The sequence below is a fragment of the Sporosarcina jeotgali genome, from assembly GCF_033304595.1.
GTDB classification, from domain to species: domain Bacteria; phylum Bacillota; class Bacilli; order Bacillales_A; family Planococcaceae; genus Sporosarcina; species Sporosarcina jeotgali.
The window spans coordinates 2,376,538-2,393,092 of sequence record NZ_CP116341.1 but is presented as its reverse complement, the minus strand read 5'-3'; the positions used below and the strand labels follow the sequence as shown (position 1 = coordinate 2,393,092).

Annotated in this window: 20 protein-coding genes and 1 other RNA gene; 12 read left to right on the top strand and 9 right to left on the bottom strand. The window is 43.2% G+C overall.

The genetic code is table 11. The annotated features are described in order from the left end of the window. The first annotated feature begins 41 nt into the window (after window positions 1-41). The 3 genes from PGH26_RS12010 to PGH26_RS12000 all read left to right on the top strand — a co-directional run bounded on the left by PGH26_RS12010 (window position 42) and on the right by PGH26_RS12000 (window position 2,293). Entirely contained in the window at window positions 42-206 is a 165-nt protein-coding gene (locus tag PGH26_RS12010; protein ID WP_323691295.1) for a hypothetical protein, read from the top strand. Window positions 207-629: 423 nt separating this feature from the next. Further along, on the top strand, window positions 630-1,277 hold the full coding sequence (locus PGH26_RS12005; RefSeq protein WP_323691294.1) for a hypothetical protein: 648 nt from the start codon (window positions 630-632) through the stop codon (window positions 1,275-1,277). Beyond that, a complete protein-coding gene (locus tag PGH26_RS12000) occupies window positions 1,274-2,293 on the top strand; it encodes a TolB family protein (RefSeq protein ID WP_323691293.1) in 1,020 nt (339 codons plus the stop codon). Before PGH26_RS12005 ends, PGH26_RS12000 begins: the two co-directional genes overlap by 4 nt. A gap of 66 nt (window positions 2,294-2,359) precedes the next feature. Here PGH26_RS12000 and PGH26_RS11995 read toward each other — a convergent pair whose 3' ends face one another. Further along, entirely contained in the window at window positions 2,360-2,959 is a 600-nt protein-coding gene (locus tag PGH26_RS11995) for a hypothetical protein (protein WP_323691292.1), read from the bottom strand. A 200-nt stretch (window positions 2,960-3,159) separates the two neighbouring features. Here PGH26_RS11995 and PGH26_RS11990 point away from each other — a divergent pair, with 200 nt between their 5' ends. Next, the gene (locus PGH26_RS11990) at window positions 3,160-3,381 is read left to right on the top strand and encodes a hypothetical protein (protein ID WP_323691291.1); all 222 of its coding nucleotides are present in this window, start codon (window positions 3,160-3,162) and stop codon (window positions 3,379-3,381) included. 60 nt (window positions 3,382-3,441) lie between these two features. Here PGH26_RS11990 and PGH26_RS11985 read toward each other — a convergent pair whose 3' ends face one another. Beyond that, window positions 3,442-4,041 carry a nitroreductase family protein gene (locus tag PGH26_RS11985; RefSeq protein WP_431312494.1) on the bottom strand — a complete coding sequence of 200 codons (600 nt, stop codon included), beginning with the start codon at window positions 4,039-4,041 and terminating at the stop codon, window positions 3,442-3,444. Window positions 4,042-4,187: 146 nt separating this feature from the next. Between PGH26_RS11985 and PGH26_RS11980 the strand changes: the two genes are divergently transcribed. The 3 genes from PGH26_RS11980 (at window position 4,188) to PGH26_RS11970 (ending at window position 7,757) form a co-directional block, all read left to right on the top strand. Beyond that, window positions 4,188-4,541 carry a winged helix-turn-helix transcriptional regulator gene (locus PGH26_RS11980; RefSeq protein WP_323691290.1) on the top strand — a complete coding sequence of 118 codons (354 nt, stop codon included), beginning with the start codon at window positions 4,188-4,190 and terminating at the stop codon, window positions 4,539-4,541. Between the two features lie 179 nt (window positions 4,542-4,720). Beyond that, the gene (locus PGH26_RS11975; protein ID WP_323691289.1) at window positions 4,721-6,061 is read left to right on the top strand and encodes an Nramp family divalent metal transporter; all 1,341 of its coding nucleotides are present in this window, start codon (window positions 4,721-4,723) and stop codon (window positions 6,059-6,061) included. A gap of 139 nt (window positions 6,062-6,200) precedes the next feature. Beyond that, window positions 6,201-7,757: an ABC-F family ATP-binding cassette domain-containing protein gene (locus PGH26_RS11970; RefSeq protein ID WP_323691288.1), complete on the top strand. Its 1,557-nt coding sequence runs from the start codon at window positions 6,201-6,203 to the stop codon at window positions 7,755-7,757. A gap of 68 nt (window positions 7,758-7,825) precedes the next feature. Here PGH26_RS11970 and PGH26_RS11965 read toward each other — a convergent pair whose 3' ends face one another. Further along, window positions 7,826-7,993 carry a hypothetical protein gene (locus PGH26_RS11965; protein ID WP_323691287.1) on the bottom strand — a complete coding sequence of 56 codons (168 nt, stop codon included), beginning with the start codon at window positions 7,991-7,993 and terminating at the stop codon, window positions 7,826-7,828. Between the two features lie 53 nt (window positions 7,994-8,046). On the opposite strand from PGH26_RS11965, the gene msrA reads away from it, so the two are divergent. From msrA to PGH26_RS11945, 4 genes are all read left to right on the top strand, one after another. Further along, window positions 8,047-8,715: a peptide-methionine (S)-S-oxide reductase MsrA gene (gene msrA / locus PGH26_RS11960; protein ID WP_323691286.1), complete on the top strand. Its 669-nt coding sequence runs from the start codon at window positions 8,047-8,049 to the stop codon at window positions 8,713-8,715. 188 nt (window positions 8,716-8,903) lie between these two features. Next, window positions 8,904-9,698: a 3D domain-containing protein gene (locus tag PGH26_RS11955; RefSeq protein ID WP_323691285.1), complete on the top strand. Its 795-nt coding sequence runs from the start codon at window positions 8,904-8,906 to the stop codon at window positions 9,696-9,698. Between the two features lie 115 nt (window positions 9,699-9,813). Beyond that, window positions 9,814-10,668, top strand: coding sequence for an STAS domain-containing protein (locus tag PGH26_RS11950; RefSeq protein ID WP_323691284.1), 855 nt, complete (start codon window positions 9,814-9,816; stop codon window positions 10,666-10,668). Window positions 10,669-10,728: 60 nt separating this feature from the next. Then, the gene (locus PGH26_RS11945) at window positions 10,729-11,541 is read left to right on the top strand and encodes a Cof-type HAD-IIB family hydrolase (protein ID WP_323691283.1); all 813 of its coding nucleotides are present in this window, start codon (window positions 10,729-10,731) and stop codon (window positions 11,539-11,541) included. Between the two features lie 294 nt (window positions 11,542-11,835). On the opposite strand, the gene ssrS is transcribed toward PGH26_RS11945, so the two are convergent. Both ssrS and PGH26_RS11935 read right to left on the bottom strand, forming a co-directional pair. After that, window positions 11,836-12,026, bottom strand: a non-coding RNA gene (gene ssrS, locus PGH26_RS11940) — 6S RNA. A gap of 354 nt (window positions 12,027-12,380) precedes the next feature. Next, the gene (locus tag PGH26_RS11935; RefSeq protein ID WP_323691282.1) at window positions 12,381-12,578 is read right to left on the bottom strand and encodes a hypothetical protein; all 198 of its coding nucleotides are present in this window, start codon (window positions 12,576-12,578) and stop codon (window positions 12,381-12,383) included. A 210-nt stretch (window positions 12,579-12,788) separates the two neighbouring features. Here PGH26_RS11935 and PGH26_RS11930 point away from each other — a divergent pair, with 210 nt between their 5' ends. Beyond that, the gene (locus tag PGH26_RS11930) at window positions 12,789-14,513 is read left to right on the top strand and encodes an AAA family ATPase (RefSeq protein ID WP_323691281.1); all 1,725 of its coding nucleotides are present in this window, start codon (window positions 12,789-12,791) and stop codon (window positions 14,511-14,513) included. A gap of 38 nt (window positions 14,514-14,551) precedes the next feature. Here the strand turns inward: PGH26_RS11930 and PGH26_RS16205 are convergent, their stop codons facing one another. From PGH26_RS16205 to PGH26_RS11910, 4 genes are all read right to left on the bottom strand, one after another. Beyond that, window positions 14,552-14,671 carry a hypothetical protein gene (locus tag PGH26_RS16205; protein ID WP_323691280.1) on the bottom strand — a complete coding sequence of 40 codons (120 nt, stop codon included), beginning with the start codon at window positions 14,669-14,671 and terminating at the stop codon, window positions 14,552-14,554. 83 nt (window positions 14,672-14,754) lie between these two features. Further along, window positions 14,755-15,489: an ABC transporter ATP-binding protein gene (locus PGH26_RS11920; protein ID WP_323693521.1), complete on the bottom strand. Its 735-nt coding sequence runs from the start codon at window positions 15,487-15,489 to the stop codon at window positions 14,755-14,757. After that, window positions 15,470-16,255 (bottom strand): ABC transporter permease, encoded by a 786-nt coding sequence (locus tag PGH26_RS11915; protein ID WP_323691279.1) that lies wholly within the window; start codon window positions 16,253-16,255, stop codon window positions 15,470-15,472. Before PGH26_RS11915 ends, PGH26_RS11920 begins: the two co-directional genes overlap by 20 nt. Beyond that, complete coding sequence (locus PGH26_RS11910) at window positions 16,252-16,542, bottom strand: thiamine-binding protein (RefSeq protein WP_323691278.1); 291 nt, start codon at window positions 16,540-16,542, stop codon at window positions 16,252-16,254. The genes PGH26_RS11915 and PGH26_RS11910 overlap by 4 nt, the downstream gene beginning before the upstream one ends. Between the last annotated feature and the right edge of the window lie 13 nt (window positions 16,543-16,555).

Genomic DNA, 16,555 nt, shown 5'->3' with positions numbered 1-16,555 from the left:
CAATTGTTTTTGCAGTCAGTAAACGAATTGAGGGTTTGTCTATGAATACCAAGTGGTACGGAACATATGCCTTACTATTGGGGATTGTATCCTTTTTTACAGGGGAATTGGTCACGTTCATCATGCTCGGCTTTATATTAATCGCTTTAATTAACATCAACACGACACTCAAAAAGATCTATAATAAAGACAATGAGCAGTCGTAAAATGAGTTTGCAGAACTTCCATTCACTTAGGAAAGCTATAGTATGGATAAAATGAAAAATATTTAGTTCTCTAATTGGTGAAAGATATTAACCAATAAAAGAATTTCTTGATCCAATTAAATAAAAATCCTTGTCCAATCAAAGGAGGAGAGAAAAATAGAAATCATAAATAGCACGTTTAACTTAGGGGATATGATCTTCACACTGATTTCTTTAGGTGTCACGGTGATGATTATAGTTTTAATTGTATTTTTGCTTGTTAGAAGAAATAAACGGAAACAGCATTTCGATAATCACCGATAGAGAGCGACTGGCTTGAATTCAATTTTATTCAGCTTGCTGAACTAGAAGTGTCATTGTCACAAGCCGGACGTAATGGTAATCTGAAAAAAATGTGTTCAACGTATTGTGAGGGGTCAATCCATGAGATCTTATTTACTAAAGCTGCCATTTAGCCTGTCCATCAGTTCACTTCTATTTACGTACACCGTGTATCTCGCTGGGTTATTCACACTGGGAGATGCCTATATGAGGTGGCTGCTCATTGGTGTTTTAATAAGTTCCGCACTTCTATTCAGCTCCACCCATCCAAGGGGTTGGATGAACACACGTGCAGTGCAAAATACATTGCTTGTGTTGACGGGCTTAGCAGCGGGCTGCGGAACATTTCTTGCATCTGGTATGGATGATATGTATTCAAGCTTTCTTACGATCATTGGTTATTTGTTATTAGCTGGTATCGTCTTCGGCATCTATCAGACAACTCTGAGTGCCGAATCGGCAACTATTGCTAAGGTGCTGCATGCTCTCAGCATTACGAGTGGCATTGCGGTAACATTGGGTACGTTGTACTTCTTATACATATTCTTTTTGTTCAGTGAAGATGGAAACGGCTCGATTTGGAAGTTGTTTATCCCACTTGTGATTTATGGAATCCTTTACCTCATTCAGATGAAGGCATTAAAAGTACAGCGCAGGTGGATTGCGTATACGGTTGCTGTTATACAGATTCTGATGCCAGTTTTGCTGATTTTGATTTGGAAGTCAGTAGCAGGGGAGGGAGGACTTTGAGGAAAACGATTCTGCCTGCTAGTATCATTGTACTCGTAACTGGAGCGTGTCTGTTGCTGGGCTTCGCTTACAGCATTCCAGATGAAGAAAAACAGCAAGGGCTGACGGGACAATTTGACGTATCGGCACAAGGAGATATCGCGTATGTCACATACGAAAGAGGGAAACCGACGCTATACGTGAAATCCGATCAGTTAAGACAAGTCGTACAGCTTCCAGCAGATCGGACAATTTTAGATATCGCGGTGATGCCCGGTGGAAAAACAGTGCTTTATGTGAATTCGGATAAAGAGTTTGACGAAGATAGTAAAAGTACACTCCACCAAGTTGACATAGAATCAGGTGAGGATAATATTATTTTTACTAGAGATGCCATCGTAATGGAACTGGTGATTGATCCGAAAGATGAAAATCGATTATTTTACATACAAGCTGATAAGTTTTCTAATTACTCACCAGGAGCAACTTTGTATCCTCATGACTATGATGTACACAGTTATCAGATGAAAAACGGCAAGCACCAGAAGCACACCGAGTTGAATAAATACAGTATGTCCTCTCTCCAAGTTTCCAGTGAAGACGACTCCGTCTATATCCAAATGGATGATGATGCGGATATGGAAACTGAGGAAGATGCCTTTGAAACAAAAGGCCGTGTTTTCAAAATTCCTTTATCCAATCCTGGCCATAAAATGGTCATCAGTATTCCAGAAGATACGCAGGATCTCTACGATTTCGTGCTTATTCCTGATCGTTCTGAGCTCGTTTACCAAGCAGTGGCAGGAACGGATCATGAAGGGATTTTGGAATACGAATTGTTCTCGTATAATTGGGACACACAACGTATTACACAACTCACCCATCTGAACGCGTATGCAGAGTATCCAATACATGGGGCTGATGGGAAAGTGTATTTCATAGTCGATCGTGCATTTGGCGAAAACAATCCGGATAATGCTTTATATCGCATGAACCCCGATGGAAGCAGCGTTGAAGAAGTATCTTTCGAAGAATAATAGTCCAATCGTATAGTAGCAGATGAAAAAGCAGAGATCCGCATGTTTGGTGGATCTCTGCTTTTTTTATGAGTTACTTTCTACTCTCCCCATATATTCACCGGTTTCAGGATTATAGTAAATTTCAGCTTGCTTGCCGTCGATCAACCCATCCACGGAGATGAATATATTTTCAGCGTCCCTAATAAGACGGAAATGAAAACCGTTGGAGAACGAGTCACTCTTTGGCCCGGGTTTCAGCTGGAATTCTTTGATTGCCGATTTTACTATCAAGCTGCTGTCAATTTTAATGGAAGAAGGTTTGATGGTTGGCTCTTCAGTTCCGTCCAACATTTTGAAATCGATTAATATTCCTTTCTCGATAACGAATAACAGCCGCTGATTGGTATTCACCAATGCTATGACACCTTGCCAATTCCCGCGCTTGCCATTTTCTCCGCTCACTTCGCCATCATTTACGCTATTCATAAAGATCAGTTCAGGATTCGGATCGAATTCTTTCGCCTTTTCCATAGCGATAAAATAAGCATCCAGCAAGGTGATTTCCGTCTTTTCTACAACAGCAGGAAAGCATATATCGAGTAAGGATTTATCAGTAGCTAGTAATTTATAACCGATGAAGCCTGTAACAACCAGAATAGCTGCTAGCAGCAGTTTCCATTTCAAGGGTGGCTCCTCGCTCTCTTAAGGTATTCAAGGACAATCAAGCTTTAGAGAGCTTATGCTGACGGGACTGAAAATAGAGCATCGTTAAACATACATTGCTGACGGGACCTATTCCCGAGCATGAGTTCTTCCAAAATCTTTTTGCGCTAGAAAGCGGGAAGGCGCTCTACGGGGCGGGCCGCTTCGAGGAAGCATTGAACATGCTGAAAAAAGTTGTCATCAGTGAAAATGTGCATCATCCCTTCGACCTCTCCATCTATTATGAAAAAGATGCCTATGCTGCACTGTGTGCGGAGCAACTGGGGGATTTGGCGTCCGCCCGTGAGCTCGCTGAAATAGCAGATTCCAATATGGCGCAGTTGCCGGAGACACCCTATACACACTTTGTCAGGGAGACAGCCAAACGCATAGCAGAAAGTTAACTAACACGCAAAAACAGAGAATGCACCGTTCGATGCGTTCTCTGTTTTTTGAGGTTGCGTTTATTTGAATACGTGCAACCGCTCTTCGATTGGAAGAAATTCCTTTTCACCCGCAGGTGCGACAACTTTTCCGAAAGGCATTTGAGACATGAGCTTCCAAGAAGCTGGAAGGTCCCATTCAGCTTTTACTGCATCGTCAATCAATGGATTGTAGTGCTGCAGACTTGCACCATATCCTTCATCAGATAAAGCAGTCCAGATGACGTGCTGGACCATGCCGGATGATTGCTGTGACCATGTCGGGAAGTTATCTTTATATTCCTGGAATTGTTCTTGTAAAGACTCGACAACTTGCATATCTTCAAAGAACAGAATCGTTCCATAGCCGCTGCCGAACATTGTCATGCGCTGTGCAGTCGATTCAAAATTCTCTTCAGGTACAATTTTCTTTAAGGTATCACTCGTGATTTCCCATAGCCGTTTACTTGGTTCACCTAAAAGTACAACGACACGTGCCGTCTGCGAATTGAATGCAGATGGCGTATGCTTGACAGCATGCTGGATAAGTTCCTCCAATTTTTCATCAGATAGAATCGGGTCATTATTGATGGCATAAATGGAACGGCGGTTTTCAACGGACTTTAAAAAGGTTTGTGACAAGATGAATTCCTCCTTAGTTTTTGCGTAAAGGGCTTTCTCAGGGCCGGCTTCACTTCTCTATTAGTATAGTCAGCCAACGTTCTTCTTGGAAGTACGCACTTTAAAGTGGTATAGTATCTAAAAAGATACCGTCAGGGGGAGTAAGTGTGGAAGGTGAAGTGTCTCAATGTCGAGTGGAAGAAGCGCTCGGAATTGTTGTGGGAAAATGGAAGCCGGTCATCATTTTGCATTTACTGCATGAAGGAACAAAACGGTTTAGCGAACTAAAGCGAAGCATGCCGGGAATTACGCAGAAGATGCTGACGAAGCAGCTGCGTGAGTTAGAAGACGAAGACATCATTCAACGCGTTGTGTACCCTCAAGTTCCGCCTAAAGTGGAGTATTCGATGACAGACTATGGAAGAACGCTGAGTCCTATATTAGAAGCGATGCATGAGTGGGGCACTAAACATGTCATCCATAAGCAGACACTGGAGATATCTGAACCGGAAGCAAAATAGGAATAGATGCTATTGAAACCGCTCAGACTAATCTGAACGGTTTTTTTATTGCGCATTTCGAACATTCAAGCAAAGTAATTTACATCTTGAAAAATCGTGCTATGCTATAAAACATTAAATGTAAGTTCCTTGTTTTAATTAAAAAGTTGCACAAGGGAAAGAATGTTGGGAGGCTGCTCATGAGTAATGAAAAAAACGGCTGGCTTCGGGAAAGCTCAGGGGTCAGTCTGGAAGAAGTCAATAGTACGATTGATGTCCGGAACAAAAAAGGATTCTGGCGCAAGCTGCTGGCATTTGCCGGACCGGGTTCACTCGTTGCAGTAGGATATGTGGACCCAGGAAACTGGGCGACATCCATTGCCGGCGGTGCGCGTTTTGGATATTTGCTGCTGAGTGTCATTCTCATTTCAAATTTAATAGCTGTGCTTCTGCAGTCATTATCTGCAAAGCTTGGAATTGTAACAGGAAAGGACTTAGCGCAGGCGACGAGTGCATCTGTTGGGAAAAAGATGTCCATATTTCTATGGATCATCACAGAATTAGCCATTATCGCAACCGACTTAGCTGAAGTAATCGGTTCTGCGATTGCATTGAATCTATTATTCGGGATTCCCTTATTAGCCGGGATTGCCATCACAACGCTGGATGTCCTGCTTCTTCTCTATTTACAAAGAAAAGGGTTCCGAATTATTGAATCCATCGTCATTGTGTTGATGGCAACTATTTTTATTGTATTTGTGTTTGAAGTGATTTCATCTAAACCTGAAGTTTCTGCTTTGTTTGCAGGGTTTGTACCTCGAACAGAGATTATAACAGATCCGAGTATGCTGTTCATTGCGCTTGGGATTTTAGGCGCTACTGTCATGCCGCATAATCTTTACTTGCACTCTTCCATCGTGCAGACACGTAATTATGAACGGACGCTGAAAGGGAAAAAGGAAGCGATTAAGTTTTCATTGATCGATTCAGGTTTCTCGTTGACAGTAGCGTTTCTAATTAACTCGGCAATCCTTATTTTAGGTGCTGCAGCGTTTTACGGGACGAAACTGGATGTCACTGAAATTGAGGCAGCTTATAATTTGTTGAGCCCGACGCTCGGAGTCGGGATTGCGAGTACACTGTTTGCAGTTGCACTCCTTGCTTCGGGTCAAAATTCCACCATTACAGGAACGATTAGCGGCCAAATTGTAATGGAAGGGTTCATAAACTTACGGATTACTCCATGGATGCGCAGACTGATTACGCGTTTGCTGGCGGTAATTCCTGCCTTTATCGTCACTTGGATTGCAGGGTCAAAGGGTACTGGAGAACTGCTGTTATGGAGTCAGGTGATTTTGAGTTTGGCGCTGCCTTTTGCGGTCGTTCCGCTTGTGAAATTTACGAGTGATAAAAAGAAAATGGGCGAGTTCGTGAATTCATTGCCGATTAAAATTCTCGCATGGACAAGTACGGTGGTCATTATTATTTTGAATGTGTTCCTAATCGGATATATTGTTGTGACCGGCCATGATCTGGGGTAAATGGAAAGCGTCTCTTTTATAGAGGCGTTTTTTTATGGAGAAGGTGGCGGTATCCCATTGTTTTTAGTATGATTGCGAGTAGATGTGAAATTGGTAATCCAATTCACTTGAATCTGGGAAGAAAGAATAGGTGTACAACATGAGTTTATTAACTGTATCAAATTTGAGTCATGGTTTTGGAGACCGTGCAATTTTTGAAGACGTGTCGTTCCGGCTGTTAGCTGGCGAGCATATTGGGCTTGTCGGTGCAAATGGAGAAGGAAAATCGACGTTTATGAATATAATCACGCGCAAACTTGAACCAGACGCGGGAACAGTATCTTGGGCGAAACGTGTTCGTGTTGGTTATTTAGATCAGCATGCTGCGTTGAAACAAGGAAGTACGATCCGCGATGTATTGCGCACAGCGTTTCAATATTTGTACGATATGGAAAGTGAAATGAACGGGCTGTTTGCGAAGATGGCTGAAGTAGATCCGGATGAACTGGAAGCGATTTTGGAAGAGACGGGTCAGATCCAGGATGATCTGGAGCAGCAGGATTTTTATATTTTGGATGCAAAAGTAGAAGAAGTCGCAAATGGTCTTGGGTTGGATGAATTCGGTCTGGACCGCGATGTGAATGATTTAAGCGGCGGTCAGCGGACAAAAGTATTACTTGGCAAATTGCTGTTAGAGAAGCCGGATATTTTGCTATTGGATGAGCCGACGAACTATTTAGATGTGGAGCATATTGAATGGCTGCGCACATATTTGCAAAACTATCCAAGCGCATTTGTACTGATTTCCCACGATATCCCGTTTTTGAACAGTGTCGTAAACTTGATTTATCACATGGAGAATCAGGAAATCACACGGTATCCAGGGGATTACGATGAGTTTTTACGTGTCCATGAAATGAAAAAGCAGCAAGTGGAAGCAGCCTACAAGAAACAGCAAAAGGAAATCGCGGGGTTGAAAGATTTCGTAGCTCGGAACAAAGCGAATGCTGCGACGAGTAAAATGGCGCAATCACGTCAGAAAAAGTTGGATAAGATGGACATGATTGAACTGGATTCTGAAAAGCCGAAGCCTCGTTTTGATTTCAAGATGGCACGGACTCCGAGTAAGTATCTGTTTCAAACAAACCAGCTTGTAATCGGTTATGATGAACCGTTATCAAGTCCACTTGATCTTGAAATGGAGCGCGGTCAGAAAATCGCGTTGTCTGGGGCGAACGGTATCGGTAAAACGACGCTGCTGAAGAGTTTACTTGGAGAGATTCCAGCATTGTCTGGATCCGTTGAGCGTGGCGAACATTTGGCTATCGGTTATTTTGAACAAGAGATGAAATCAGACAGCGACAAAACGTGCTTGGAAGAAATCTGGAGTGAATTCCCTCACTTTACACAGTATGAAGTGCGCGCAGCTCTTGCGCGTGTAGGTCTGACTACGAAGCATATTGAGAGTAAAGTAAAAGTATTGAGCGGGGGAGAGCGGGCAAAAGTTCGTTTGTGTAAGCTCGTCAATCAGGAAACTAATTTACTTGTGCTGGATGAGCCGACGAATCACTTGGATGTCGATGCAAAAGCTGAACTGAAGCGTGCACTGACCGAATTCAAGGGAAGCGTTCTGCTCATTTCCCACGAGCCTGATTTTTACGAAGGCGTCGTGAATAAAATGTGGAACGGCGAAACCTGGACGACGAAAATGTTCTAATGATAAAATCCGCAAGTGTGCCAATAGAGATTGGTGTGCTTGCAGTTTTTTTGTGTGAAGAAGTGTGATTAGAGGGGCAACGTGCTTCCAATTAATCCCTTACCGCGGCTGAATTGTGTCTCGTGGCCGATTGTAGGCTTCACCTGGCCGATTCCACGCTCCAAGTGGCCGATACATAAGCTCAACTGGCCGATACCGTCCCTGATCTGGCCGATTCCCCCCAACCATCCACACAAAAAGATTACCCCCCGAATCAAATTGGGTACAGTTAAATAGACGAGGTGATATCATGCAGCCAGTTACAATTTTAGTAATAGAGCAAGGATTACATGAAGTGCCATTTGAAACAGCATTGTTTGGAATGGGGTGCTTTTGGGGACCTGAAGCCAGGTTCGGCGGCATACCCGGTGTACTTAGAACCCGTGTTGGATATGCGGGCGGCACTACTGAAAGTCCGACATATCGGAAACTTGGAGATCATTCAGAAACGATAGAAATAGACTTTGATCCTACCCTGATTTCTTATGAAACGCTGCTGAATGTATTCTGGAATCATCATTATCCGAATCGGGATGCATATAAAGGGCGGCAATATTTGTCCATTCTCCGCTATCGGAACGAAAAACAGCTTCAAGACATCTTACGTGTCAAAAAGGAAATGGAAGCAACTTTGGGAGAAGCCATCGAAACGGAAATCGCTCCGTTTGAATCGTTTACTCCGGCAGAAACACGCCATCAAAAATACTATCTCAAGAGGTATCCACAGGCATTGGAGCAAATTCAAGCATTCTTTCCTAACTTAGAAATGCTGGTGAATTCCACGTTTGCAGCGCGGCTTAATGGGTTTGTAAAAGGCTTCGGTTCCAGGCAAGAACTGATTGCAGAAATCGAAATGTGGCCAATTACGGAGGATTCTCAGCAAGTATTGATCGATAAACTTCGAGATATGAAATGGTAGCAAACATTCACTAAAAAAGTAGCAGCTTCCCAAGTAATGGGAGTCTGCTACTTTTTCATGTGTATCGTTAGAAACTCTTCAATTATCAAATGAATGATTAAAAAGTATATGAGTGGTAATACTTACAAACAGCGTCAGTCGAATCATATATGTGACGCGCATTTTTAATCATTGAAGGAGGAATTCATTTGAAAAAGATTGTACAAGCCATTGTTTTCCTGTTGGCATTTGTATTGGCGGCAGCACCCGTTGTTGCCGAGTCGAGCGAATCTGTTTCAACAGATGAATCAGAAACGGCGGAAGGAAGGGATGTCTATCCGTTTCAACCTGCAGTTGGCACAGAACTGATTGCCGATAACCCGCTATTAGAAGAGAAACCATCCCTTACGTACACGGTACAACCTGGAGATAACTTATACAGAATAGCGTTAGCGCACTCCGTCCCATTGCAATCATTAATTGAGTGGAATGCGCTCGCAGGAGAACTTATACATCCGGGAGAAGTGCTAAATGTTTCTTTAGAAGCACCGGGCTCCACGACAAACATGAAAAAGATGAAACAGGTGATTGCAGCTGCACCTGCACCTGTAACCAAGCAGCAAGCGAAAACTTCAACCCCGACGACGGCTAAGACAGCGGTTTCATCCAAAACTGCTTCCGCCCCTGCCACTGTTCCTGCTTCAACGCAGACGGGACGAGAACTTACCATGACTGCCACGGCATATACCGCATATTGTAATGGCTGCTCGGGTACTACGAAAATCGGTATTAATTTGCGGGCGAATCCAAACCAAAAAGTAATTGCGGTCGACCCTTCTGTCATCCCGCTCGGATCTCGCGTTTGGGTGGAAGGATATGGTGAAGCAATTGCGGGGGATACAGGCGGTGCGATTAAAGGACATAAAATTGATGTGTTCATACCAGGATTAGATTCTGCCTTGTCCTGGGGGGTAAAGAAAGTTCGTGTGAAAATCTTAAACTAAGTACTTATCCGGAGAGGAGACTCTCCGGTTTTTTCTGCAAAAAATGTGATTCTGATGTAAGATGAGTAGAGGGTTAGCATGTACATATTAGTAAGAGATAGGAGCATACAAAGTGATGATGGATTGGAATAAAGAATTAAACATCTATTTAATGGACAATATCACTACAATCACTAACGAATGGCTTGCACTTCGTGATTCAGGTCAGGAGTCGATTTACTCAAGTGATGCGAGCGCAGCTACTGAGCAAAGGTTAAGAGAGCAGAATAATTTAACGAACCTGACGATTGCCAGCAGTTTGTTAGGACCTTCAGGGAACTTTGACGAGCAAAAAAAAGAATGGGCAGAAGTGATTGCGAAAAGCCGAATTGCATCGAATACGCCGATATCAGAAGTGGTCGATGCCATCAGCCGTGTCCGCAAAGTATTCTGGAGACAAATTGAACGATTCGTTGGACAGCAAACGGAAGCAGTTCCTGTTACAGTAGTCCTGCAGTGGGGAGAAACGGTCCATTTAGCTTTCGACGAATTGCTTACAGCCTTCTCTGCCATGTATTTCACACTCATGACGACGCGTTTAAGCGCTCAGCAAAGTCTAATCGATGAGCTGAGTTCCCCTATTATTAAAATCAATGAAAATATCGGGATTTTACCGCTGGTTGGAGACATTGATACCGAACGCGCAAAGGCTATTTTGGAAGTGGTGCCTGCCAAGTGTATCAAAACAGATATAATAAAATTATTTATCGATTTATCAGGAGTATCGATTATCGACACAATGGTCGCAAACCAAATTTATGAAGTCATTCAAGTGCTCGATTTGCTTGGTGTGAAGTCAACGATTACTGGGATTCGGCCGGAAATTGCACAGACATCGATTCAGTTAGGATTGGATTTCTCAACAATTGAAACACATAGCTCATTACAGCAAGCTTTAAAAGATAAATATGTAGTTAAAAAAGTAGATTGAAGCAAAATTATATGAGCCAGGAAAAGTACCTGACCTGATGCGCAGCTAGGAGGAATGGAAATGAACAATCAAAAAATCGTGTTTTTCGACTTGGATGGAACGTTGATGAGTCATGACAAAACGATCTTGCCATCGACCAAAGAAGCATTGCATGCACTCCGTGAAAAAGGAATTATCACGGTCATTTGTACAGGACGCGCTCCAAGAATGTTCAAAGAACTGTTGACAGACTTAGAATTCGATTCGTATGTTTCGATGAATGGTCAGCATGTTGTCTATAAAAACGAAGAATTATTCTCTAATCCCATGGACACAGAAATCCTGACGGAGTTAAGTGCGCTGGCAAAAGAAAATGGGCATGGCATTACGTATTCCAATTCTGAAATGTTTGCTGCCAATGAGGCGAATCATCCCTTAGTGGGCGGGAGTCTTGGCCGATTGAAATTGAAATATCCGGAAGTGGATGCAGAAATTTTCGCTCATTCTCCGGTTCATCAGATTCAGCTATACGGCAATATGGAAGATATGCAGTCTTATAAAGACCGTTATGAAAAGGATTATGTCTTTATTCATTGGGATGAAAACGCGGTGGACATGCTGCCAAAGGGTGCATCCAAGGCAGTCGGAATTCGTAAATTGATGGAGCATCTCGATATTTCTGTTGAGAATAGTTATGCATTTGGTGATGGCCCGAATGATTTTGAAATGCTTGAATTTGTCGGCACAGGAATCGCCATGGGGAATGCAATTCCAGAACTGAAGGAAAAAGCGGACCTTGTAACTGACACCTGTTCAAATGATGGTATTTTGAAAGGGTTACTTGCGTGCGGGTTGTTAAAAGAGGCTGACGTTTCTTCACACAACAATTATTAACCTGATCCATATGCGATCGGGAAAATTAAACTGAATTGAAAATCCGCCTGCTATTGTTCGATAAAATAGCAGGTTTTTTGCGTTCAACTAACAATATTTTATTTTTGATTACTCAGATTCATATGTACCCGACATAATCCTCCTCGTACTCGCTTCAAGGAACTTATTAGAGCTTGGACGTCTTATGTATCATACAGGAATGCATGCAGGGCAGATCTCATTGATTCAGAAAAACGGTTCAAAAAATAAAGTACAATAAAAAAACGCACCTTCCACATGGGAGGGTGCGTTTTAATTATGGCCGCCTTTGCCGTATTACGGTTCATAGAAAGTTTTAAACCACCACTCCTCAAAGTGGGTGTTCGCAGAACTGTTCCTGTCTGTCCGACCATAAATGATCGGCGTGTCATTCCCAGCCTATATAAAACTCCCTTTTACAGCTTAAAGGTTAAAACTTTATGGGAATACGAACAATGCAGCTTATGTACTTATCTTACTGCTGCGTTAGATGAAATGCAATGGAAATGTTTGTGCACGGAAAACGGAGAAGAGAACAGGGAAGATAAGTTTTAATAAGTTTATACTGAGTTTACAAACGTGTATTATGATAAAACCAAGGGAGCCGATGGAAATTGATTTGTTCAGCAGCGGATGATTGCAGAGGAGGGATGAGGCGATGGCCAACGTGTTAATTGTAGACGATGATCCGCATATGAGGGAACTCGTCAAACTCATTTTACTTCCTGATTGGAAGTGGTGAACTTTGGACTTGCTGATGACTCATAAAAAAAGCCAGCGTTTGTAAAAATACAGACGCTGGCTTCCTTTTTTTCTTCATCTCAATAATGTTTTTCCCTTTCAGTGTTATCGCGATGGTTCGGAGTCATGGGCTCTTGTTTTGGGGTGAGATTACCCATTTCAGACAATTCGAGAGAGATTTCTTCTTTCATATTCTTAATGGATTGGTCGGCATTTTTTTCCGCTTGTGATAATGTCTTGATATTGCTGTTTGCTTGTTTCCTTACGTTCTCTTTCACTGTAAAACCTCCTTGGTTGTCAATGAGTACTGCGTTCTTAATATGGTTTAAAAACGGTTGATTATGTATGGGGATGATTAAGGTTCCTTACTCATTTTTTTAGTGAAAAAATAAGTTCACTAGATGGACACTAAATTGTGAGATAACTTATTGTCTTTTATAGGGGAGACTCCCTATAATGGAGATATCTTAATTAAGGAGCTGGGAAATTTGAAGTTTGTCAAAACATTTACTTCAAAGGCATTTATCGTCCTGTCCCTCCTAGTCATTGGAACGGCATCTTTTTTGTTTTGGATTACAAGTGATGCCCATCGCGCAGCGCCATTGTCGTACGCAGCCTTAGAGCAGAAATTAGCAGCAACAGATGGAGCGACACTGAAAGAAACAGCGTCTGGCGCACTTTATTTGAAAACAGGGAACGACCTATATGTAACAAACGTCCGTCCTGAGAGCGAACTGGCAGAACAGCTCGTGAAAACCTACAATGTTTCGTACACATATTCAGGTGGAAGTACATCTGGCTACCTAATTGCAGGATTATTACTAGCAGCGCTTCTGACCTTTTTCTTTTTACAGCAAAAAGGAAAGCTTGGCGTAGGGGCAGCGTCTATGAAACATAGCGCCTCAAAAGAAACACCGCTCCCTGATATTACACTGAATGATATTGGCGGGCTGTCTCAAGAAATGAAAGAGGAGATTCACCAAACTTTGGACATCATTAAAGATCCGAAACGTTCTGCAGCGCTTGGTGTGAAAGCGCCAAAAGGGATTTTGCTGGAGGGACCTCCAGGAACAGGGAAGACCTTGCTGGCACAAGCAATCGCTCACGAAATCGGAGCTTCATTCTATTCATCAAGCGGTGCAGCTTTCACTGAACTCTTTGTCGGAGTAGGGGCATCTCGAATTCGTACGATGTTCCAAAATGCACGCAAGCAGGAAATGGCCGTCATTTTTATTGACGAAGTGGATGCACTTGCTGGAAAACGGAAAACACATGGCGGGGAAGAGTCGGAAAAAACGCTGACTGAACTTCTCGTTCAACTGGATGGGGGCGCAGATAACGAAGGAGTTTTATTCATTGCTGCAACCAACCGTAAAGACATGTTGGATGAAGCCTTTTTACGGCCTGGACGAATCGACTATTCATTCCAAGTTCCTCTTCCAGATACACAAGGCCGCCGTGAGATTATGGACATCCATACAAAAGGGAAAGCGTTAGCTCCCAATGTGGCGACCTCCCTCGATATGCTGGCAGAAAGTACAACAGGCTTTTCCGGTGCACAACTCAGTGCATTATTCACCACAGCAAGCAAACGCGCAATCCGAGAAGGACGCGCTGAAATCGACATGAGTGATATGGATTTTGCGATTGACAGAACCATTCTTGGCAACACATCCCGAAGCATGAATGATCCGCTGACGAAACGGCGCGTTGCGATCCACGAATCGGGGCACGCATTAATTGCCGCAATTACGAAACCGCATTCCGTGCGAAAAGCGACAATAATTCCGAGAGGTCAAGCACTTGGCTATGTTGCGCCTATTCAAAAAGAACTCCATCTGCAAACAGCGAGTGAGCTTTTGGACCAGGTGAGTATGATCCTTGGAGGCGGTATTGCGGAACGGATCTATCTTGGTGAACATAGCATTGGCGTGAGCGGTGATGTTCAGCAGGCCAAAGACATTATTGAGCGGATGGTCGATACTGGATTACTTCAAGATGGGTTTACATTAACGTTTAGCAAGACTGAAAAGGACATTAAGATGCAAGAGCTCTTTAAAGTGGCTGTCGAGCGCACAGAAGAACTGATCCGCGGGCACGCCAATCAGTTTGAGACCTTGGTTAATGAGTTGTACACAAAAGAGACATTGGACGGCTCTGAAGTGCATGAGATTGTATGCGGTGCCCGGAAAGAACTTGTACCTGTTTCATAATGAAAAAGAGGGCAGCCAGCTATATGGCCTGCCCTCTTTTAGCGTCTTCGTTTTGGAATCGATTCACTTTGTTTTTTATCATTCACTATTTTCATGACGAAGGGTAAAATGATCGGCCCCCATTTAATAGCCGTTTTAACAACTTTGGTTAGTTTCATATTTTCCGCTCCTTAAGTATAGAAGTTATATTCCTCTTTTCCCATAATGGACGGGTGGTTAAACCTGTCTGCAGAAACTTTGCCTATCCGCGCAATAAGTTGTAAATTTCACGTTTCAGCGTAAGGAATGGATCACTCAACAGCAATTCTTCTGACCGCGGACGGCCAAAAGGAACAATGAGTTCTTCTTTTACTACTGCCGGCTTGTCGGACAGTACAACAATTCGATCGGAAAGGAAGAGCGCTTCATCGATATCGTGTGTAATGAAAAGGATCGATTTCTTGTACGTTTCCCAAATAGACAGAAGCCATTGCTGCATTTCCAGACGTGTGAATTCATCTAAAGCAGAAAAGGGTTCATCCAGGCAAATAATCGATTGCGGTGCGTTTAAACTGCGTATGAACGAGACACGCTGCTTCATACCGCCTGAAAGCTCACTTGGATAGGCATCCTCAAATCCAGACAATCCTGCACTTTTAATAAGCTCCATTGTTTTGGAGCGATCGAATTTAGTACCGGCAATTTCAGAACTCAGTTCAACATTTTGAAGGACAGTCCGCCATGGAAAAAGCGCAGGACTTTGCGGCATATAACTAATGTGTCCGCGGGAATCATTCAGAACTTTGCCATCCAGCGAAATCGTCCCGGCGTCAGGTGTATACAGCCCGCCAATCAGCTGAAAGATCGTGCTTTTTCCGCTGCCTGAAGGTCCGACTATGGAAACGAATTCTCCTTCCTTCACAGACAGTGAAATGTCTTGAAGGACATGATTAGCTCCGTATGATTTCGATAGGTTGTTAAGAGCGAGTTGACCCATTCGATTCATTCCCTCCTGAACTGCGCCAGCGCAAGACGCTTTTTTCAATGGCTAAAATTATTCCGAAATACGTTAAGCTTAAAATCATAATCAGCACAATAGCAACGAAAACGCGATCCGTTTTGAACGACGAAGAAGCGAGTGTCATGTAGACACCGATTCCTTTGTTCGCACCGAGCCATTCAGAAATGACAGCCCCCATGACACTGTATGTCGCTGCGATTTTCAGTCCGGAAAACAGAGAAGGCAATGAGTGCGGCCACTGCAATTTCCAAAAAATCTGGCGGTTGCTTGCACCGATCATCTTCAAGTAGTACAGCATATCCCGGTCTGTTTGTCTGAATCCATCCAGTGCCGCAATCGTGACAGGGAAAAAACAGACAAGAACAATGACAATCACTTTAGGAAGCATCCCGAACCCGAACCAAATAACGAGGAGCGGAGCGAGTACAATGACGGGAATATTTTGCGATAAAATCAGAAGCGGATAAAATGCTTGCTGAAGAAATGGAATGCGGAACAATACAATCGCAACCCCGATCCCTACCGTAATGCCGACAAGATAGCCAGTTGCTGAAAGAGTGATTGTGGACAAAATATGTGAGACGTACAATGAATAGCCTGTAAAAGCCTCTTCAGCAATTTGAGTAGGTACGGGAAGGAGCCAAGCGGGGACATCGAAAATTCGAGCAGCCCCTTCCCAAATAACGAGTAAAAGGATGAAGACCACGAGTGGCCGCCATCCTTTGTTCACTGCCGATTTCATCTATACTTCTCCGTCAGTTTATCCATAGATGCCCCTTTGGGGTTGCTGTAGATTTTCACTTGAGAAATGACACTTGACGCCCCTAATTCCGTCATGCGCGTGTTCATCTTTTCAATAATGTGAAGCAAGTTTCCAAGTTCACCTTCCATAGTCGTTTCAAGTGGTGCAACACGGTAGGGAACACCGGATTGTTCGATAACTTCAATTGCTGCATCCACGTATGGAATGACGTCTTCGCCATTCGGTGTTTTCGGGATTATTTGAATACTGACAAGGGCATTAGCCATGATTAGTTCCTCC

Excerpts from the sequence above, each read along its gene's own strand:
- PGH26_RS11990 (WP_323691291.1), top strand. The coding sequence starts at position 3,160 with ATGCTGAAAAAAGTTGTCATCAGTGAAAATGTGCATCATCCCTTCGAC.
- PGH26_RS12010 (WP_323691295.1), top strand. The coding sequence starts at position 42 with ATGAATACCAAGTGGTACGGAACATATGCCTTACTATTGGGGATTGTA.
- PGH26_RS11910 (WP_323691278.1), bottom strand. The coding sequence starts at position 16,542 with ATGGCTAATGCCCTTGTCAGTATTCAAATAATCCCGAAAACACCGAAT.
- msrA (WP_323691286.1), top strand. The coding sequence starts at position 8,047 with ATGCAGCCAGTTACAATTTTAGTAATAGAGCAAGGATTACATGAAGTG.
- PGH26_RS11970 (WP_323691288.1), top strand. The coding sequence starts at position 6,201 with ATGAGTTTATTAACTGTATCAAATTTGAGTCATGGTTTTGGAGACCGT.
- PGH26_RS11975 (WP_323691289.1), top strand. The coding sequence starts at position 4,721 with ATGAGTAATGAAAAAAACGGCTGGCTTCGGGAAAGCTCAGGGGTCAGT.
- PGH26_RS12005 (WP_323691294.1), top strand. The coding sequence starts at position 630 with ATGAGATCTTATTTACTAAAGCTGCCATTTAGCCTGTCCATCAGTTCA.
- PGH26_RS11920 (WP_323693521.1), bottom strand. The coding sequence starts at position 15,489 with ATGGGTCAACTCGCTCTTAACAACCTATCGAAATCATACGGAGCTAAT.
- PGH26_RS11915 (WP_323691279.1), bottom strand. The coding sequence starts at position 16,255 with ATGAAATCGGCAGTGAACAAAGGATGGCGGCCACTCGTGGTCTTCATC.
- PGH26_RS16205 (WP_323691280.1), bottom strand. The coding sequence starts at position 14,671 with ATGAAACTAACCAAAGTTGTTAAAACGGCTATTAAATGGGGGCCGATC.
- PGH26_RS11950 (WP_323691284.1), top strand. The coding sequence starts at position 9,814 with ATGATGGATTGGAATAAAGAATTAAACATCTATTTAATGGACAATATC.
- PGH26_RS11945 (WP_323691283.1), top strand. The coding sequence starts at position 10,729 with ATGAACAATCAAAAAATCGTGTTTTTCGACTTGGATGGAACGTTGATG.